Here is a 19224-nt window from a genome sequence, read left to right as displayed (position 1 = left end):
ACGCACCCACGCCGACGAGCCGTTGGGACGAAACTTTCGCCTCTGGAATTGGTGGCATTGTCCGAGGTCGTCAAGTATGTCGGCAGTCCCGAGCACAAGGATGCTCCGTCCTTCGTCGGCATGCCCAAGCCGAGAGCCGATGCCTCCATATGTGATCGTGCCTTGGGAGAAAACAGAGATATGGTCCAGCAGTGGTTGGAGACCGCCGTGGTGAACGGCTGGGTCGGCGAGTTGCGCGACGGCCGCTTCCCGCGGTATGTGTGGTATCGTGACGGTGATGTCGTGTACGAGGGCCGCTTGGTGAATCAGCAACGTGGCGAGTACAAGGGGTATCCCCTCAACAATGATGAATGGCCTCAAGGGTTGGTCTGCTGATGGAGACGCTCAACTTGCATTTTGACTGGCAGCGGCCCGATGGAGTCCGAGGCCTGGAGCTTGCCGCTACGTGGGCCTCACTCCGGATCAGGGTAGGCGACGAGTGTGTCAGTCGGGTTTTTGATCGCCGCTCCAAATCGGTCCGCGACGAAATTTATGTCCCCCTGTACCCTCTGGCGGAATGGATCGTCTGGAACTGGTGGGCTCTGCTGTATGAAACGGAAGTTCGTCACAGGGGCGATCGGCAATCGTTTTCGTCGCGACACAATCTCAGGTTTGCCGGGGACGGTGTCGGCATGCCGGATATGGCTTTACTTCCGCTTGGAGAGCATGTCGAAGTGACATGGTCTTCCTGGGGGCATCCTTATCAGCACATTGAATTCCTGGGGCATGGGACACGTCTGCTGTTCAGGAGTGAACTGGCACAGACGTTCTTTGATTTCGTGCAAAGCGTGTGTCTTCGCCTTGAACGGGAGAATGTGACCGAAACCTGGCTGCAGCAGGGGTGGGAAATGGTCCGCAAAAGTCTCGATGATCCCGAAGAGGAGGCCTTTTGCAAAGCCGCTGCCTTGCTCGGCAAAGATCCGTATGCGCTCGTGCCTGATGATGCGGAAGTGATTATCCGTCTTTCCGAAATGCTGCCCCCATCGATTCAGGATGATTTTCTGCTGGTAAGCGACTGGCAAGGCATTTCGGATCAGGCCGACCTGCTTCGTCAGGATCTCGATTGGGCGCGGCACGGGCAGGTGGACTGGGGGCGACTGAAGCGGGTCAGGGCCTCGTCGGCGCCCGTTCTTCCTCAGGCCTTGCCCTGGCAACAGGGGTATGCCCTTGCCGCCCAGGTGCGACAGGCGCTTGGTGTCCGCGAGGAGAGTTCACCGTTCACGGACGAAAACCTTGCTGGCTGGCTGGATCTTTCAGTGGAGGAATTCGAAAATTCCGTCCATGAAGGAACATATCAGGCTCCCGGGATGGAAGCCCTGGTGGCTGAGAACGAAACCGGCAGTCCGGCTTTTGTTCTCAAACGAAAGAATAGACCGCAAAACAGGATGTTTACGTTTTGCCGGGGGCTTTGTGAGTATCTGCTCTCACCCGGTGCGCCACGTCTGGTCACCGGTGTGAATACGGAACGCCAGAAACGCAACCGGGCCTTTGCCGCAGAATTTTTAGCCCCGGCCGATGCTATCAGAAAAAGACTGACCGCAGGGGAAGTCTCCCAGGAAGACATCGATGACCTTGCCGGCGATATGGGGGTTTCACCCTTTGTTGTGGAGCATCAGATCGTGAACCACCGGTTGGCGGAGGTGGTGGAGTGAGGGCTGGTTTCATTGTGAAGCCGATGGGCAAGGTACAGATACCTGAAAGCGGTCCCCCGATGATGAGGAAAAGGCAGTGCTGAACACACCATTTCCCAATGTCCGAACTTCAGCGCCGAAGAGGCGGAGGCGGTTTACGCCGTGTTCTTGCCCAAACTGATGGGCCACTTTTGACGTGAGTGCAATGGATAGAGTGAACAAAACGAGCGGCAATCGGTCCGTTGAGGATGAGGTTGTATACGCTGAAGCCGGGGCGGTCATCACCGAGCCGTTTGATCCGAAGAAAATCGATATTCAGACCAAGCAGATGATCCTGGAGGCGATTTTCAGGCGGTTGAAAAACGGCGAGATCGACATGCAAACCGGCTTCCAGCGGCGCTCGGACCTCTGGGATCCAACCAAACAGAGCCGCCTGATCGAATCGATTCTCATCCGCTTTCCTTTACCAGCCTTTTATTTCGACGGCTCCGATGACGATAAATGGCTGGTGGTGGATGGGCTGCAGCGCCTGAGCACCTTCAAAAATTTTGTCATTAAAAGGTCCATGCTGCTTCAGGGGCTGGAATATTTGACACAGTTCAACGGCAGAACGTTCGATACCCTGCCCAGGGACCTGCAGCGGCGGATTGAAGAGCATGAGATAACGGTCTACATCATCAACCCCGGCACCCCTCCGGAAGTGAAATACAACATCTTTCGACGGATCAATACCGGCGGCATTGTGCTCGAACCGGCGGAAATCCGTCACGCTCTGAACCAGGGAGTGCCGGCGGATTTTGTGGCGGATCTGGCAAACTCGGCGGAATTCAAGCGGGCCACGGACCATTCCATCCCCGTGGAGCGGATGCAGGACAGGGATTTCGTTACCCGATTCCTCGCCTTTTATCTGCACGATCCGGCTACATACAAAGGCAATCTCGAGGAATTCCTGAACACGACCATGGCCGCGTTGCGAAATCTGCAGCCGGAGAAGCTGGCAGAAATCAAGAGTGACTTTCTGGCCGCCATGAAAACCGCCCGGCAGGTGTTCGGTGTCCATGCGTTTCGCAAGCGCTATGGAGGTCAGAATCGCCGCAAGCCTGTCAACAAGGCCCTGTTCGAATCGTGGTCCGTCTCTTTGGCGAAACTGACCGATGCGCAGCGCAAGCTGTTGATCAATCGAAAACAATTCCTGAACGATGCGGCCATGGCCCTACTGAGCAGCAAAAATGATTTTGAAAAATCCATCAGTACCGGGACTGGTGAAAAGAGCAAGGTGACCCTTCGTTTCGAGGAAATCAGGAAGCTTATCGAGGCAACGCTCAATGATTGATTATCTCTTGGTCGAGAACTTCAAGTCCCTCAAGCGGCTGCAGTTCAAGCCGGCTTCGCTCAATCTGTGCTTCGGCATGAATGGCGTGGGAAAGTCGACACTGCTGCAGATCATGTTGTTGTTGCGTCAGTCCCATGAGCGGGGGGTACTGGAGAGCAAGGGACTGCTGCTGCAGGGTGGGGATATGATCGCCCTCGGAACCGGCAGGGATGTTTTTTACCAGTTCGCCGGCAAGGATGAACGGGTGGTGTGCAACCTGCGGACCAGCGGCGGTGGCGCCTGCGGTTGGACGTTCTCGCTTGACCCCGAGTCGGATATCCTGCCCATCGACTCCTCGACTCGGGAAAACCCTGGCCATGCTGAAGGGGTGGAGCGATGTGGACTTTTTGGCGCAGGGTTTTCCTACCTGAGCGCCGATCGCCTCGGTCCTGCGAAGGTCTACCCCAAGTCTGATTTTGAGATCAGCCGGAACCGGAGTATCGGCATCCGTGGCGAATTTGCCGTGCACTACCTGTCCCGCTTCGGCATGAGCGAGAAACTGACCCGTGATAATCTGAAACATCCCAAGGCCAAGAGCGACAGTCTGCTCCACCAGACCATCGGCTGGCTCAACGATATCTCGCCCGGCGTCCGCCTGGTGATCGAGGACATCAAGAGCGCAGATCTCCTGAAACTGGGGGTTCAGTTTGAAACTCCGGACGGCTTCACCAATGAATTTTCCCCGTTGAATGTCGGGTTCGGCATTCTGTATGTGCTGCCGGTAATCGTGAACCTGCTGCGGGCGCGACCGGGCGACCTCGTCCTTCTCGAAAACCCGGAATCGCATCTGCACCCGCAGGGGCAATCGGCCATCGGCAGATTGCTGGCCGCATCCGCGGCAAACGGTGTCCAGATTTTCTGCGAATCCCACAGCGATCATATCATCAACGGTGTCCGGGTGGCGGTCAAAGAGGGGGGGATCTCTCCCGAGGGGGTTGGCGTGTACTATTTCACCAGGGATTTGCGTACCACGGAACAGATGACCCGGGTTACCGAAATTTTCATTGACCGGCATGGGGAATTGAGCAATTACCCGGACGGATTGCTGGACGAATGGAGCAATCTGCTCGGAAAGCTCATCTGACCGCCATCGAGCTCTATTTTAACGAAATATCGTTGTGCCGCCAGGCTTCCGATCGCTATGCCGCCCGGGAGAGGATGCGAGAATTTTTGCTGTTGTGCCGGGAATCCCAGAGGAAAGGGTTTCGGGGGGTGCTCATCCCGCGCACCCGGGCGGTGATCTGCGTCCATCTGGCCGGCTGGCCCTGCGACATGGACGCGATCATGGCCCTGGCGGCGGAACGCGGCCTGCTGGTGATCGAGGATTGCGCCCAGGCGCACGGCGCGCGCTGGCGGGGGCGGCCGGTCGGCGCGATCGGCCATGTCGGGGCCTGGTCGTTCTGCCAGGACAAGATCATGACCACCGGCGGCGAGGGCGGAATGGTCACCACCGATGACCGGGAGCTGTGGGCGCGGATGTGGTCGCTCAAGGATCACGGCAAGAGCTGGGAGGCGGTGTATGAGCGGCAGCACCCGTCGGGTTTCCGCTGGCTGCACGAGGGCTTCGGCACCAACTGGCGGCTGACCGGGATGCAGGCGGCCATCGGCCGCATCCAGCTGCGGCGGATGGACGAGTGGCACGCGCGGCGGCTCGGCAATGCCGAGGCGATCTGGCGGGCCTGCCGGGGGGTGCCGGGCCTGCGGGTGCCGGTGATCCCGCCGGAGGTGGGGCATGCCGCTTACCCCTACAACGGCACTTATGAACATGTGTGCCACATGCTGTAGGTCGCTTCGGAGTACGAATACTGCATATTGTGTCTATATTGACATGTTGCGTTGTAGGGTTACAAGTGCTATGTCTTTGTCGAACCGGCGGCACTGAAGCCCGGCTGGGACCGGGACCGGGTTATGGGTGAGATCGTTGGTCGGGGTGTGCCTTGCTATTCCGGCTCGTGCTCCGAGGTGTATCTCGAAAAGGCCTTCGACGGCACCGGCTGGCGGCCGGAAGAACGGCTGCCGGTGGCCCGGGAATTGGGAGAGACGAGTTTGATGTTTCTGGTGCATCCGGGGATTGGCGAGGGGGAGGTTGGGCGGACGGTTGAGGTGGTTGGCGAGGTTATGGGGCTGGCTGCCGGGTAAGCGGCCGAGCAAGCTGAAGGCCGAGTTGCCTCCCCCGCAGTCATTTCGAAGCGAAGCGAGAAATCTTGTTTTTCCGCTGAGATCTGATCCTGCAGAGATCTCTCCCTGCGGTCGAGATGACAGCGGGGGCAGGTCGAGGTGACAGCGGGGGTAGGTCGCGATGACAGCGGAAGAAAAGGCGAAAAGGTGGGGGGAAGGTTGAGATGCCTTCCCCTCTGTCATTTTGAGCGCCAGCGAGAAATCTCGTTGTTCCCGATAGGGCGAAGGTTGCGATGCTTCCCCCGCTGTCATTTCGAAGCGAAGCGAGAAATCTTGTCTTTGCTTTGCCGGAGCCCATTCCAAGCCCTGTTTGAGATCTCTCCCTGCGGTCGAGATGACAGCGGGGGCAGGTCGAGGCGACAGCGGGGGCAGGTCGAGATGACAGCGGGGGTAGGTCGAGAGGACAGCGGGGGCAGGTCTCGATGACAGCGGGGGCAGGTCGAGGCGACAGAGGTTGTTAGGGCGCAAAGTGTTCCCGATAGGGAGAAGGACTTGATGATACCCCGCTGTCATTTCGAAGCGAAGCGAGAAATCTCGTTGTTCCCGCCAGGGCGAAGGTCGCGATGCCTCCCCCGCTGTCATTTCGAAGCGGAGCGAGAAATCTCGTTGTTCCCGATAGGGCGAAGGTTGCGATGCTTCCCCCGCTGTCATTTCGAAGCGAAGCGAGAAATCTCATTGTTCCCGATAGGGCGAAGGTTGCGATGCCTCCCCCGCTGTCATTTCGAAGCGAAGCGAGAAATCTTGTCTTTGCTTTGCCGGAGCCCATTCCAAGCCCTGTTTGAGATCTCTTGAGAGAAGATGATTTTCTGTACGAATTCAATCAGATTTGCACAAGTCTTGGAAAGCATCCTCCGTGCCAGTTTGCTCAAAATTTTTAAAAAAATCGGACATACCGACCTCCTGCTGCAAATGAAGTGATTAAGATGGAAGAAACTACCGAAATATAGCATTAACATGTTGTTTTGACAATGTTTAATCGAATATTTAGGGCGTTAAGTTAATGACATTGATAGGATACTCTATACGAACCGAGCTGAATTGGGCATGCCACATGATTTCGAGTTCTCGAGAAATCATTGGGCCGTGGAAGACGTGGATCTCTACCGCTTCCTGCTCCGAAATGTTCGTCCTCGTCGCCAACGTCCGTCTGTGTTTGAGATCACCGAACACGAGAGCATTGAAACGACACTTGCCTCGGCAATGATGCCTTTCGATGCTGCCTTTAACGTGGTCTATGCCAGTGTTCGTGAGGCTGCCGACAACGTGGGACTTCGGTGCCTGCGAGCCGACGATATTTGGGAGAATAATGAGATCATCCAGGACGTGGTTTCACCTTCTCTTATCGACCGCTCGCGCATTGTTATTTGCGATTGCACCGGGAGAAATCCGAACGTGTTTTATGAAGCTGGCATTGCGCACACTCTCGGGCGTGATGCAATCCTGATTACACAAAGCGAGCATGACATTCCATTTGACCTTCGGCATCTTCGTTATGTGAAATATCTCAATAATGCTGAGGGGCGCGCCTCGCTTACGCAAGCATTGCAGTCAAGAATTCAGACCTTGCTTGGGCACTAGAGTCCGCCGCTCAACTTGGCAGCCGAACGGACGTTCTGCGGCTGCTCAACTTCAACATCAGGCCTTTTTGCCAGGCATCATGGCCTTGAGTATTTGAGTGTTTGCCGTGTATTTTCTGCCTGTCTTCACCACCAGATGGAGATCTTGCAATTCTTTGATATCTCTGAGAACCGTGGCTCTGTTCACGGTAGCGTATCTTTTGGCAATGCTTGGATTAAGTTCTATCAATTGGTCAACATCAAGCTCCTTGTCGATGGGAATGCTGAGGGCTAGTTCCCTTTTTCGCTTAAAAGCATCTCTTTTCGTATATTTGAGATCTGAAAAAGCTTCATAGATGTAATTATGCCAAAATATGACGAATTGGCTTTGCTGTATAAGGTTCAGATTTTCATTCAAACCGTCCCTGAAACCTTGAACAGCATATTTTATAAAAGCGGAAAGATTTCTGTTTTTTCTGGCCATATCGAGTTGCCGATAATATTCAGGCCTGGTCTCGTTGTAAAAATTGGATAAAATATGGGAAACTATACTTGGAAGACCTGTTCTCAACAGAATGTAAAATTCAAGCAGCCTTCCCGTTCTTCCGTTGCCGTCTCCAAAAGGATGTATCCATTCAATGTACACATGCGTGATGATCGCTTGAACGACCAAAGTGGAAAAACTCTGACCATCCCGATAATGGAACTCTCTCTGCAACCAATCGCATAATGTATCAATCAACTCGGGGACAAATCTGTAATCCGGAGCCAAATACCTGCCGACCACACGGTTGTCGTCTCTGAATCTTCCAGGAATAGCATCAAAGTGATCACCAAGATTCTGCCCTATCATACGATGAAAATCTTTTATCAGTTCCGGGGTAATCATCCTGGCCGTGTCGTCGACAACGACTTCTCGCAGCAGCTTGTTGAATGCCGCGAGAATATTTTTAACCTCGATCTCCAGGTACTCTTTGCTTGGTGGGAGCTTCCACCCCTCGTCCAATTTTTCGATCTCTTCCTGGCTCAGGGTGTTCCCTTCTATGGCCGTGGTTGCCTGTGCGCCTTTAATCAAGGAAACGCGGAGTAATTTGTCTCGTGACTCGGGTTTTAGCGGGATATCGGTTAACGCTTTTATATATGCATTGCACTCACCCATCATGTATGAGCATTCATTGTCTAACTCCCACTCTTTTTTGAAAGAAATGTGTTTGTGCGTGTCCATTTGTCGCCTCCAATGTATTTTCAGGTTGACAAAATTACTATATCATTTGTAGTTTTGGTGTCAATGAAAACAACAAGCCAAAGCGTGGCCGCCTGACTCATGGCCTTCAATCTCAAACGTCGCCTCTACGAATCTCTGCCGGTCGCGGTCAAGCGCAGCGTCTGTCTGGTGCCCTTTCCCTGGCTGGCCGGCAGGGCCTATCGCACGGTGTATCAGCGCCGCCTCTGGTTCGACCGCGCCGACCATGCCGAACTGCGGGCCTGGCAGGAACGGGAACTGGGCCAGGTGCTGCGCTTTGCCGTGGACCAAGTGCCGGCCTACCAGCACCTGCGCGCCAGGGTGGAACAGCAGCCGCCCTTCGAGGCGCTCCAATTTTTTCCCCTGCTCGACAAGGACACCGTGCAGGCGGACCAGTCCCGTTACCTGCCGCGCGATTTCCAACGCATTCCCCATTACGAGACGACCACCGGCGGCACCAGCGGCAACCAGCTCAAGATATACGTCGATGACTGTTTCCAGGCGGTGGAAACCGCCTTCATGCATCGCCAGTGGGCGCGGGTCTGCATCGCCAGTGGGCGCGGGTCGGCTATACGCCGCGTCATCGCAAGGCGACCTTCCGCGGCGTGGCGTTTCCCGATCTCCGGCCGGGGGTGTTCTGGCAGCACAACCCGATCTACAACGAACTGCAGTTTTCGCCGTTCCACATGACCGAGGCCAACCTCGGGGCCTATGTCGAGCAGCTGATCCGTTTCCGGCCTTCGTACCTGCACGGTTACCCCTCGGCGCTCGACGTGCTGGCCGAGTACGTGCTGCGCCATGGCCTGACCGCCCGGCTGCCGCGACTGCGGGCCGCCCTGCTGGGGTCCGAGGGGGTAACGCAAGGGCAGCGGCAGCGCATCGAACGGGCGTTCCAGACCCGGGCCTACTCCTGGTACGGCCACAGCGAACGGGTGGTGCTGGCCGGCGAATGTGAGCAGACCGGGGCCTATCACCATTTTCCCGATTACGGCATCCTGGAGATTGTCGATGACCAGGGCAACCCATGCAACCGGGAGGGCGAGCGGGGCGAGATCGTCGGCACCGGGCTGTACAACCGATGCATGCCGCTGATCCGCTACCGGACGGGCGATTACGCCACCCGCTTGGCGCCGCGCTGCCCATGCGGCCGGGCTTGGGACCGTTTCACGGAGGTGGAGGGGCGATGGAAGCAGGATATGGTGTTCGGCAGAAAGGGGCGCGAATTTCGCTCGCCGCCTTGAACATGCACGGCCCGCTGTTCGAGAAGGTGCGCCGATTCCAGTATTACCAGGAAACTCCCGGCACCTGCATCCTCAGGGTGATGGCTGCCCCGGGGTTTACCGAGGGCGACCGGCAGGCGATCGAGGCCGCATACCGGGTCAAGGTCGGCGAGGAGGTGCGGTTCGTCGTGCAGTTGGTCGACGACATTCCCCTGACCGCGCGGGGTAAACTGAAGATGCTTGATTCGCGGGTGTCGCCTGGGTGATCGTTTATTGCTGGAGGCGGCCGCCGCGCAACGAGGCCTCGAGGCCATGCTTGGCAAAATTATCCAAGCACTCTGAGGTTAAGGGAGTACTTGTTTTTTTCATCAACGATGAGAAATTTATTAGAAACCAATTTTTTTAAATCACGTCTTGCTGTTTGCGTCGTTACGTTATTGTATAGGATTGAAAACGGCCTGTTCTCTAACAAATCTTTCAGGGTAAACCGGGATGGTTTGTCTAATAAGAGATAAAGTAATTCCAGCTGTCTTCTGGTTATTCTTTTATTTATATGTTCAAATCTGTAAAAATCCCTTAATGAAAACTTTCTAATAAAATATATAATGATCTCTTTTATCTTATATAAACTTTCAACAGACCCATTGATGCAGAATTTTAGAAATGGAGTAACGTCTTTTTTTAACTTTATACTCTTTGAAAATGAATTGTAGTAATCGTCTACATTTCTATAATAATAGTTTGACAGTTCCCTTGGAACATATTTTATATTTGACGACTGAAGAATAATTGCTTCCAGTAACCTGGAAGTTCTACCGTTTCCATCCCAGAACGGATGGATAACGCAAAAATAGTAATGTGCAAGTGCGGCCCGAATAAATGGATTGAGGTGTGTAACTTCCTCGCTGTTTATCCACTCCACAAATTCTTTCATCAAATTTTTTATGTCATCAATAATTTTTGGTGGTATGTAGACGCCGCCGTGGGCCGTGTCGCCGACATGAACGATTCCATTTCGATATTTCCCCGGGATATTGTTTTCATCTTGGATGTCAGAGGTGATAATTTTATGAATTTCACATAATAACGATTCGGTGACAACAAATGGTGCATCGCTTGGCTCGATGCCGGAAAGAAGATTGTAGGCGTTGATCAGATTTTTGATTTCCTGCTGAGCCTTCCTGGTGTAACCGCTAACTTCTTCTCCGTGCGCGATTTTTTTTACATCTTCACTTGGTATTGGGTTCCCCTCGATTGCGGCGGTCCCGGCGATAGAGCTGTACATGATGTCCGGCTGAATCTGTGATGCTATCTCGGGAAGAATAGGCAAATCCACTATTGTTTCGCTCAGCACGGTGGCTTTCGTCAGCAGGTTGTCAATTTGGGTGGAATCATATTGTTCGCTAAAATAAAATTTCCCGGATTTAAAAGTTAAGAACTCTCTCATGGTCGACACCTTTTGTGAAGCATGAAATGTAACATTGAAAATGTATTAAATCGGTTTGTTGTAGTCATTGATGAGCAATTTGTGTCACATGTAAAGATACACTATGCCGACGAAAGAAAAAAGGGGGAAGCTGCCGACAAGCCGCTCGACCAGACCTGCGGAAGATGGCGGTCGTTCCTGCCTTGGCCTGCCCCCGCTGTCATCTCGGCCTGCCCCCGCTGTCATCTCGACTTGCCCTCTGGCTTGTCGCCCTTTCATGCCGTGTCATCGCGAATTGCCCCCGCTGTCATCTCGACTTGCCCCCGCTGTCATCTCGACCTACCCCCGCTGTCATCTCGACCTGCCCCCGCTGTCATCGCGACCTGCCCCCGCTGTCATCTCGACCTACCCCCGCTGTCATCGCGACCTGCCCCCGCTGTCATCTCGACCGTAGGGAGAGATCTTTGCAGGGCCGGATTTCAGCGGAAAGACAAGATTTCTCGCTGCGCTTCGAAATGACAGCGGGGGAAGCATCCCGCCCTTCGCCCTATCGGGAACTTCAATATTTCTCGCTGGCGTTCAAAATGACAGCGGGGTATCATCAAGTCCTTCTCCCTATCGGGAACACTTTGCGCCCTAACAACCTCTGTCGCCTCGACCTACCCCCGCTGTCATCGCAACCTGCCCCCGCTGTCATCGCAACCTGCCCCCGCTGTCATCGCAACCTGCCCCCGCTGTCATCGCAACCTGCCCCCGCTGTCATCGCAACCTGCCCCCGCTGTCATCGCAACCTGCCCCCGCTGTCATCGCAACCTGCCCCCGCTGTCATCTCGACCTGCCCTCTGGCTTGTCGCCCTTTCATGCTGTGTCATCTCGACCTACCCCCGCTGTCATCGCAACCTGCCCCCGCTGTCATCTCGACCGTAGGGAGAGATCTTTGCAGGGCCGGATTTCAGCGGAAAGACAAGATTTCTCGCTGCGCTTCGAAATGACAGCGGGGGAAGGTCACGACGCTTCCCCCGCCGTTGTCTTTCGCTACCGCTCGAAAAGCTCGACGATCCTGACAGATATGTGACGAGGATTGGCAGGGTGTTGCGCAACACCAGCCTGGATGAACTGCCGCGGCTGATCAGCATCGTCAAGGGGGATATGAGCTTTGTCGGCCACCGGCCACGCTGTTCAATCAGGATGATCTGATCGAGCTGCGGGCCGACAAGGGAATCCATCGGCTGACGCCGGGCCTGACGGGGTGGGCGTAGATCAACGGCCGGGATGAGCTGCCTATCCCGGTGAAGGTGGAGTTTGACCAGTATTATCTGCTGAACCGGTCGTTGTTGCTGGATTTGAAAATCATCGGGCGCACTGTTTTGAAGGTGATATTGCGGGATGGGGTTTCGCACTGAAGGGGTTGGGAGAAACTGTCATTGCTGCAGCTGTTTTTTGTGGATTTTGCATAGATAATCGGATATTTTTCGATTATCTATGCAAAAAAAGACAAATGACATGATGCGGGAGTATAAGCTGGAACAGTTTGGTGCCGTACCGTTCAGTCATGGGACTTTGATGCTTCTGCTGAAGGGTTACCAGCGTCCAAATGACAAGATTGCCGAATGGATGAGGCGCGGCGACCTGGTACCGCTCAAGCGAGGGCTTTATGTGTCCGGGCCGACCTGGCGCAAGGGCGAGTTGGTCTTGTCGCTGGTGGCCAACCGGCTGTACGGTCCGTCCTGCGTGTCGCTGGATTACGCTCTGTTCTGGCATGGCCTGATCCCCGAGCGGGTGTACGAGGTGACATCGGTGTGCATGCGTCGCAGCCGGGTATTTGACAACGCATTGGGTCGGTTTTCCTATGTGACGGTGCCGCAAAGCCTGTTTCCCGTGGGTATGCGACAGGAACAGGCGTCGGAACGTGTGGCTTTTCTGATTGCCGGCCCTGAAAAGGCCCTGTGCGACAAGGTCTTGCTTACCCGAAACCTGCGAGCCCGAAGCCGTGACGCCATGCAGGCATTTTTGTTTGAAGACCTGCGCGTGGATGAACAGGCGTTGGCCGGACTGGATTTGTCGGTGGTGGCGCAATATGCCGAATCCGGTCACAAGGCGCGCCAGTTGCAGGCCCTGATGCAGGTGCTGGAGGAAGCCCGATGAAGGTGATTGAACAGATGCTGTCGCGTTATGCCAGGGAGGAGGGCCACCATGCCCTGCGGGAAGTGATGCAGGAGATTGCTCTGGCCGGCTTGCAACGGGCGGGATTTTTTGACAAGGCCGCGTTGTATGGCGGCACCTGTTTGCGAATTTTCTACGGATTGCCCCGCTTTTCCGAGGATCTGGATTTTTCGCTGTTGACCACGGATGTCGATTTCTCTCTGGAGCCTTACTTCAAAGCGCTGGAAGAGGAGTTTTCCGCCTTTGGCATCGAGGTCGAGATTTCTCAGCGACTCAAGTCGGTAAAATCGGCAGTGGTGTCTGCTTTTCTCAAAAAAGGCACCAGCATATACGACGTCAAAGTGACCGGGCAACGCACGCTGAAAATCAAGTTTGAGGTGGATACTGACCCTCCCGGCAAGTTTGCGACGGAAGAAAAGCTGCTGGTTCAGCCCTATTCATTTTATGTCAAGTGCTATGCACTGCCGGACTTGTATGGGGGCAAAATGCACGCACTGCTCTTTCGTCGCTGGAAAAACCGGGTGAAGGGACGCGACTGGTTCGATTTTGAATGGTATGTGCAAAACTCTACGCCGCTGAATCTCAGGCATCTCGAGGAGCGAGCCCGGCAAAGTGGTGACTGGCAGGCCGGTGAGTTGACGCGGGATGATTTTTTCCAGCTGCTGGGAGAGCGCATTCAATCGCTGGATGTGAGCGTGGCCAAAAGAGATGTGCAGCCATTTGTCCGGTCGCCCGAGGCTTTGGATATCTGGTCGTTGTCATATTTTCAGGATTTGGCAGGCAAGGTGGTTTTTGTCTGACCAAGTCTTGCAGATAAAGAAACAACTCGATCGAAGATACGCGACAGAAGCTGATGTACGATTTCTACTCTATCAATAATCGGGGGGTGGTTCTTGATCTGATTGATGAATACTACCTCAAGCACAGTTCCTTTGTTCTTGATCTGAAAATCATTGTCCAGACGGCGCTTAAGGTTGTGAAAAAAGAAGGTGTCACCCATTAAGGCTGGAGAGAATGTGCTGCCTAGATCTCTCCCTTCGGTCGAGATGACGGCGGGGGCAGGTCGCGATGACGGCGGGGGCAGGTCGCGATGACAGCGGGGGCAGGTCGCGATGTCAGCGGGGGCAGGTCGCGATGACGGCGGGGGTAGGTCGAGATGACGGCGGGGGTAGGTCGCGATGACGGCGGGGGCAGGACGCGATGACGGCGGGGGTGGGACGCGATGACGGCGGGGGCAGGTCGAGATGACGGCGGGGGCAGGTCGCGATGACGGCGGGGGCAGGTCGAGATGACAGCGGGGGCAGGTCGCGATGACAGCGGGGGCAGGACGCGATGACAGCAGGGGTAGGACGCGATGACAGCGGGGCAGGTCGCGATGACAGAGCAAGGAAGGGTGAAGGGGTGAGGGCGTCGCGATGGCAGGGGGCGGTCGAGGCGACACTCACCCTTGTCATTTCGCTTTTTCCCCTGTCATTTCGAACGCCAGCGAGAAATCTTGATGTTCCCGATAGGGCGAAGGACTGGATGATACCCCCGCTGTCATTTCGAAGCGAAGCGAGAAATCTTGATGTTCCCGATAGGGCGAAGGACTGGATGATACCCCCGCTGTCATTTCGAAGCGAAGCGAGAAATCTTGTCTTTGCTTTGCCGGAGCCCATTCCAAGCCCTGCTTGAGATCTCTCCCTTCGGTCGAGATGACAGCGGGGGAAGGTCGAGCGGGGCAGGATCGACCTGCCGGAACTGGCCCGGATCGGCATGATGGTGCCAATCAAGGGGGGCGGGAAATGTATCGCCTGAACACCGCCCGGCTCAGGATCCTGTCTGCCTGATATGGGCGGCAAGTGGACTTGTCAACGGAATATGGGTGAAAAATGATGGAATTCACCCATATTCGGTTGGGCCTGGATCCGCCAGGGGTTGAGCTGAGGGAGGCCAGGGGCATTCAACCCGGCACAAGGTTGCAGGTATCCACCAGGAGGCGGGGGCGGGGGCGGGAGGCATGCGTCGTCTGGCCGCTTCCCTTGTCCGGTCGGATCGGGTGCGCTATAGTAAAAAAGAACCCCTATCGATGGAGGCTGCCATGAGCGAGGTAACAGTTTCACCCGAGTTCCAGATTGTGATCCCGCGTAGCCTGAGGGAGGCCATGGACATTCACCAGGGGCAGGTCGTGCCTTTGCTTGCAGACATTGCTCTCAGCGCCGCGAAAATCGGCAGTGAATGGAACTCTCAAGAGCAGAGAATCAGAAGATGAACAGAGCAGAGCTATTGAACAAACTGTCGGAGTTTAAAAAAAACAATGGCGAAAAGTATGGCATTCTGGCAATCGGCATTTTTGGTTCCTTTGCGAGGAATCAGGCTTCAAGATTGAGTGATGCCGATATTGTCGTAAAAACAAAGACACCAGACCCTTTCACCATGGTCCATATAAAAGAGAGCCTGGAGGAACAACTGAGAATTCCTGTCGATATCGTGCGGTTCCGTGAGACAATGAATCCGTTTTTAAAGAGGAGAATTGAAAAAGAGGCAGTCTATGTATGATAAGGATATGCTTCTGGAGGTATTGCAGCAGACGCTTGACGCTATAGAGCGGGTTAACAAAAGATTTGAATCAGTAGATTCAGTGGAGTTTTTTACTGGGTCGCCGGAAGGCAAGGAAAAACTTGATGCCATTTGTATGGTCATCATCGCCATAGGTGAAAGCCTGAAAAATATTGACAAGATTACCAATAAAAAACTTTTATCCCACTATCCTGAAATTGACTGGAAAGGTGCAAAAGGGATGCGGGATATTATTTCGCACCATTATTTTGATATTGATGCGGAAGAGATATTTTGGGTATGTGAGAAAAAGATGAAACCACTTGCCGCGACCGTTGCAAAAATCATTAATGATGTTAGATCTGTAGAGTCACAACGGGGGCAGGCTTAGAAGTAGATAAGTTGACAATTCGACTACCCGGTGGCGATCCGGAAGATTAGGGGCCGTTACGAAATAACCGTTACATTTTTCACCATTTCGTTACGGCCCGTTATGCCGGAAAGGTATTTCTGTGTAACGGTTATTGTTTGACGACGGCTTAATCCAAATCCATCGGTCGATTTTCTTTTGCAATGCTTGAAACAAGCTTGAAAGGGCTGGAGAAGTAACCTTCCCTGATTCTCTGTTCCATCGCCTGCGCGATTTTTCCTCATACTTGGGTTTGCGCCCGGTAAGTTGACACATCTGCTGAAACCAAGGCGTGGTGGGGCCTTTGGCGGAACATGCAAATTCGGCGTGTGTCTACAAGATCAGGCTGTCTCTGTCAGCTGAATGACCTGCGGTGGCACTTTAATCTTTAGTGATTTCAAGATTTTTATCGCATCTTGGGTCAACTCGTTGCGCATGAGCACACGGTATTTTAAATCAAAAAATTCTGTGATCCGGAGCATGTCCGGAGCCCTTTGAATATGATGCCAGGACCGGCCACATGCCGGCTCGGCGATCCTCTCGATGAGCAATGCCAGCACACAGATCTTCACATGGCTCTCAATCCGCCGGGATGCCCAGTGGTACATCGGTGTCAGCTTGATCTGGGTGCGCTTGAGCGATCGGAAGCACCGTTCGATGACCATCAAGCCTTTATAGCCGCAGGCGGCATCTTCCAGGCCGATGGTGTCGTCATTGGTCTCGATCACCCATTTGCCGTCGTATTTGGCTGCCGCAACTATCTGCCGCTTGACCTCGGAGACGCTTGCCATGCGGCAGGCGAGGAGATACTTGCCGCAGGCTTTGGCCAACTCGGCTCGATTGTCCTCGGAGTTCATGCCCGAGTCGGCAACGAACATCGCCCGGCCGAGGTCCCAGCCTCGCAGATCGGCACGGACCCGCGCGACGGTGCCGACATCGGCGGTATTGCCGGGCAACACCCAGCTGCGCACCGGCACGCCTTCGCGGGTAACGGCCAGAGCCACCACGACCTGGGGCGCCCAGCCCCCTTCCTTGCCATGCCCGAATTTGCGCAGGGTGGCATTGGCGTCGGCATCCGAATCATCTTCGGCGTCGACATGGAAGGAAGCGGTCGTCGTGTCATAGAAGATCAGATCGACTTCCAGGTTGAACAGATTGGCGGTATTGAAAAACACCGTCTTCTCAACTTCATCGATGTTGGCATGGAGCAGGTCCATCGCCTCATACATATGCCTGAGTTTCAGGTTCTGGCAGGAAGGCAGGTGGACGGTGGACAGCCAGTGGTCCCAGACGCCGAGTTTCGATTCCGGATCGCACAGCCGGTTGGCGACCATGGCCAGCAGGGCGCGCTCGTACGGGACTTGGACCCGGCGGTTTTCTCAATGGCCTGCAGGGCCTTTTTCAATCCCAGTCTCTCCCAAAGTGCCTCAATGACCATTGGGCGTCCAAGAGCGAGGGTCTGCCTGATTATCAATTCGTGTGCCTACATAAAACAACCGGACCCTAACAACAAAAAAATTCAAGCAGCTGATTTTACATGATCCACGGTTTATCCCAGGAGTAAAACCGGCCGGCTTTCTGCCTACTGGCCGCAAACCCAAGTCATAGGTGTGAACTGCGAGGTTGCGATTTTTCAGAACTTCGATCCAGAGGGATCTCTATCGTTATCGATTTTTCCAGGAGAATGGATGCCTTCTTGTAGTGAGAGAAGCGCACTCCAGCGAGAAATCTCGTTGTCCCCGATAGGGTGAAGGACTGGATGATACCCCCGCTGTCATTTCGAAGCGAAGCGAGAAATCTCATTGTCCCCGCCAGGGTGAAGGACTGGATGATACCCCCGCTGTCATTTCGAAGCGGAGCGAGAAATCTCGTTGTTCCCGATAAGGCGAAGGACTGGATGATACCCCCGCTGTCATTTCGAAGCGAAGCGAGAAATCTTGTCTTTCCGATGAGATCTAATCCTGGAGAGATCTCTCCCTGCGGTCGCGATGACAGCGGGGGCGAGTCGCGATGGCAGGGGGGGCGAGTCATGGTGCCAGTGACTGTGAAGCTGCTAAATGGGTGGGCAAACCGATAGTGCAAAATTTTAACTCGATGATGGCCAATTAAAATTATATGGCATATATTTTAATTGGCATCCTGTGGATTAAAGCAGGCTTTAATTCTTCAGACGAGGCTTTATGGACAAATCTCTCTTTTCTTCCAAATCCTTAGGTACCCTGCAAAGGATAAGGATCGATGATGGGCACGACTGGGCATTTATTCCGGACCCTTTGCCGGACAAGTGGGATATGCCTATCCAATTATGGCCGTTGCTCTCCCTGGCCAAAGAAGAATTGGCCCGACTGGATGGAGTTGGCAGGCATATGCCCGGTGATTCCAGCAACCTTTTGCTCACGCCTCTCCAGAAACGTGAGGCCCTGAAGTCATCCAGTCTCGAGGGGGCGTATGCGACAGCTGAAGAGTTGTTACTTTTTGAGAAATCACCAAGGGAGCCGACTTCTGAGCATGACAAGGTCAATTCCTGGATGGAGGTTCGAAATTACAGCAGAGCTTTGCAAGTTGGCCAGGATCTGCTGCTACGGCTGCCGCTGTCCATTCGTCTGATTCGGGAGATGCACAAGGAGTTGTTGACTGGTGTTCGAGGGGCGAACAGGAACCCGGGAAATTTCAGGATAAACCAGGTTCATATCGGCTCTGATCGAAGATTTGTTCCTCCCCCTGCCGGTATCGCGGTTGAGTGCTTGCAGCAGCTGGAAATACAAATGAATTCCGACGTCACCATAGATCCCCTGTTATATTCGTTCATGGTGCATTACCAATTTGAAACAATCCATCCTTTTTCGGATGGCAATGGCAGGGTTGGCAGGTTGCTTCTCTCGCTGATGATTTTTAAGCGCTGTAACCTTGTCTTGCCCTGGTTGTACCTGAGTGAGTATTTCGACCGGTACAAAGATGAATATGTGAACAATTTGTTCAATGTCAGCGTTAACGCAGATTGGAAAAGTTATCTGGAGTTTTGCCTGAGAGCGACCGTTCAGCAGGCAAGAGAAGCTATTGTCCGGTTTGATTCTTTAGTCGATATTCAACGGAAATATCAGAAGATAATAGCCTCAAGCGGTGGAAGCGCACGACTCAGCACGATTGTCGAATCACTCTTTAATGTCCCTTTTATCACGATTCCGGATGTGCGTGAGTTATTGAACACCACCTATCCAACAGCGAAGAACGACATTGAACGATTGATTTCTCTTCAAATCCTTAAACCACTTGCCAGGTCGGAGCAAAGGCCGAAGATTTTCTACGCAAAGGAAATTTTCGATGTTGCTTATCATGGCACCTGATTGAATTGTAACTCGATGCTTTGCTCTATAGTCCACTCTTGTCATTGCGATTTTTTTAACCTGTCGTTTCGTTTTTCCCCTCTGTCGTTTCGTTTTTCCCCTTTG

The 19224-nt window shown here is 53.9% G+C and carries 16 protein-coding genes and 4 pseudogenes; 17 read left to right on the top strand and 3 right to left on the bottom strand.

The window, feature by feature from the left end; translation table 11 throughout:
- Window positions 1-51: 51 nt before the first annotated feature.
- The 7 genes and pseudogenes from ACWGKN_RS12010 (at window position 52) to ACWGKN_RS11980 (ending at window position 6798) form a co-directional block, all read left to right on the top strand.
- Complete coding sequence (locus ACWGKN_RS12010) at window positions 52-375, top strand: hypothetical protein (RefSeq protein WP_452095284.1); 324 nt, start codon at window positions 52-54, stop codon at window positions 373-375.
- The gene (locus tag ACWGKN_RS12005) at window positions 375-1691 is read left to right on the top strand and encodes an ImmA/IrrE family metallo-endopeptidase (protein ID WP_452095283.1); all 1317 of its coding nucleotides are present in this window, start codon (window positions 375-377) and stop codon (window positions 1689-1691) included. Before ACWGKN_RS12010 ends, ACWGKN_RS12005 begins: the two co-directional genes overlap by 1 nt.
- A gap of 184 nt (window positions 1692-1875) precedes the next feature.
- Window positions 1876-3003: a DUF262 domain-containing protein gene (locus tag ACWGKN_RS12000; RefSeq protein WP_424255490.1), complete on the top strand. Its 1128-nt coding sequence runs from the start codon at window positions 1876-1878 to the stop codon at window positions 3001-3003.
- The gene (locus tag ACWGKN_RS11995; protein ID WP_452095282.1) at window positions 2996-4126 is read left to right on the top strand and encodes an AAA family ATPase; all 1131 of its coding nucleotides are present in this window, start codon (window positions 2996-2998) and stop codon (window positions 4124-4126) included. The genes ACWGKN_RS12000 and ACWGKN_RS11995 overlap by 8 nt, the downstream gene beginning before the upstream one ends.
- 122 nt (window positions 4127-4248) lie before the next feature.
- Window positions 4249-4782: pseudogene (locus ACWGKN_RS11990) on the top strand (DegT/DnrJ/EryC1/StrS family aminotransferase); the annotation flags it as partial.
- Between the two features lie 105 nt (window positions 4783-4887).
- Window positions 4888-5181, top strand: a pseudogene (locus ACWGKN_RS11985) (aminotransferase); the annotation flags it as partial.
- 1122 nt (window positions 5182-6303) lie between these two features.
- Window positions 6304-6798, top strand: a complete 495-nt coding sequence (locus ACWGKN_RS11980) for a hypothetical protein (protein ID WP_452095281.1) — start codon at window positions 6304-6306, stop codon at window positions 6796-6798.
- Between the two features lie 57 nt (window positions 6799-6855).
- On the opposite strand, the gene ACWGKN_RS11975 is transcribed toward ACWGKN_RS11980, so the two are convergent.
- Entirely contained in the window at window positions 6856-8001 is a 1146-nt protein-coding gene (locus ACWGKN_RS11975) for a Fic family protein (protein ID WP_452095280.1), read from the bottom strand.
- A 99-nt stretch (window positions 8002-8100) separates the two neighbouring features.
- On the opposite strand from ACWGKN_RS11975, the gene ACWGKN_RS11970 reads away from it, so the two are divergent.
- From ACWGKN_RS11970 to ACWGKN_RS11960, 3 genes are read left to right on the top strand one after another with little or no spacing between them, the layout of a single operon-like run.
- Window positions 8101-8709, top strand: coding sequence for a hypothetical protein (locus ACWGKN_RS11970; RefSeq protein WP_452095279.1), 609 nt, complete (start codon window positions 8101-8103; stop codon window positions 8707-8709).
- Window positions 8625-9260, top strand: a complete 636-nt coding sequence (locus ACWGKN_RS11965) for a phenylacetate--CoA ligase family protein (RefSeq protein ID WP_452095278.1) — start codon at window positions 8625-8627, stop codon at window positions 9258-9260. The genes ACWGKN_RS11970 and ACWGKN_RS11965 overlap by 85 nt, the downstream gene beginning before the upstream one ends.
- A complete protein-coding gene (locus ACWGKN_RS11960; protein ID WP_424253829.1) occupies window positions 9203-9505 on the top strand; it encodes a hypothetical protein in 303 nt (100 codons plus the stop codon). Before ACWGKN_RS11965 ends, ACWGKN_RS11960 begins: the two co-directional genes overlap by 58 nt.
- A gap of 59 nt (window positions 9506-9564) precedes the next feature.
- Here the strand turns inward: ACWGKN_RS11960 and ACWGKN_RS11955 are convergent, their stop codons facing one another.
- A complete protein-coding gene (locus ACWGKN_RS11955; protein ID WP_452095277.1) occupies window positions 9565-10686 on the bottom strand; it encodes a Fic family protein in 1122 nt (373 codons plus the stop codon).
- A gap of 1029 nt (window positions 10687-11715) precedes the next feature.
- Here ACWGKN_RS11955 and ACWGKN_RS11950 point away from each other — a divergent pair.
- From ACWGKN_RS11950 to ACWGKN_RS11925, 6 genes and pseudogenes are all read left to right on the top strand, one after another.
- Window positions 11716-12068, top strand: a pseudogene (locus ACWGKN_RS11950) (sugar transferase); the annotation flags it as partial.
- Between the two features lie 79 nt (window positions 12069-12147).
- On the top strand, window positions 12148-12810 hold the full coding sequence (locus tag ACWGKN_RS11945) for a type IV toxin-antitoxin system AbiEi family antitoxin domain-containing protein (RefSeq protein ID WP_452095276.1): 663 nt from the start codon (window positions 12148-12150) through the stop codon (window positions 12808-12810).
- Window positions 12807-13628: a nucleotidyl transferase AbiEii/AbiGii toxin family protein gene (locus ACWGKN_RS11940; RefSeq protein ID WP_452095275.1), complete on the top strand. Its 822-nt coding sequence runs from the start codon at window positions 12807-12809 to the stop codon at window positions 13626-13628. The genes ACWGKN_RS11945 and ACWGKN_RS11940 overlap by 4 nt, the downstream gene beginning before the upstream one ends.
- Window positions 13629-14908: 1280 nt before the next feature.
- Window positions 14909-15079: a hypothetical protein gene (locus ACWGKN_RS11935; protein WP_452095274.1), complete on the top strand. Its 171-nt coding sequence runs from the start codon at window positions 14909-14911 to the stop codon at window positions 15077-15079.
- Window positions 15076-15366: a nucleotidyltransferase family protein gene (locus tag ACWGKN_RS11930; RefSeq protein ID WP_035234846.1), complete on the top strand. Its 291-nt coding sequence runs from the start codon at window positions 15076-15078 to the stop codon at window positions 15364-15366. Before ACWGKN_RS11935 ends, ACWGKN_RS11930 begins: the two co-directional genes overlap by 4 nt.
- Window positions 15359-15757, top strand: a complete 399-nt coding sequence (locus tag ACWGKN_RS11925) for a HepT-like ribonuclease domain-containing protein (protein ID WP_452095273.1) — start codon at window positions 15359-15361, stop codon at window positions 15755-15757. The genes ACWGKN_RS11930 and ACWGKN_RS11925 overlap by 8 nt, the downstream gene beginning before the upstream one ends.
- A 359-nt stretch (window positions 15758-16116) precedes the next feature.
- On the opposite strand, the pseudogene ACWGKN_RS11920 reads toward ACWGKN_RS11925, so the two are convergent.
- A pseudogene (locus ACWGKN_RS11920) lies at window positions 16117-17252 on the bottom strand (IS1634 family transposase); the annotation flags it as partial.
- 703 nt (window positions 17253-17955) lie between these two features.
- On the opposite strand from ACWGKN_RS11920, the gene ACWGKN_RS11915 reads away from it, so the two are divergent.
- On the top strand, window positions 17956-19119 hold the full coding sequence (locus ACWGKN_RS11915) for a Fic family protein (protein WP_424254031.1): 1164 nt from the start codon (window positions 17956-17958) through the stop codon (window positions 19117-19119).
- Window positions 19120-19224 lie beyond the last annotated feature (105 nt).

The sequence above is a fragment of the Desulfoprunum sp. genome, from assembly GCF_053613775.1.
The sequence above is the reverse complement of the archived record's forward strand: the minus strand, read 5'-3'. Positions and strand labels throughout refer to the sequence as shown.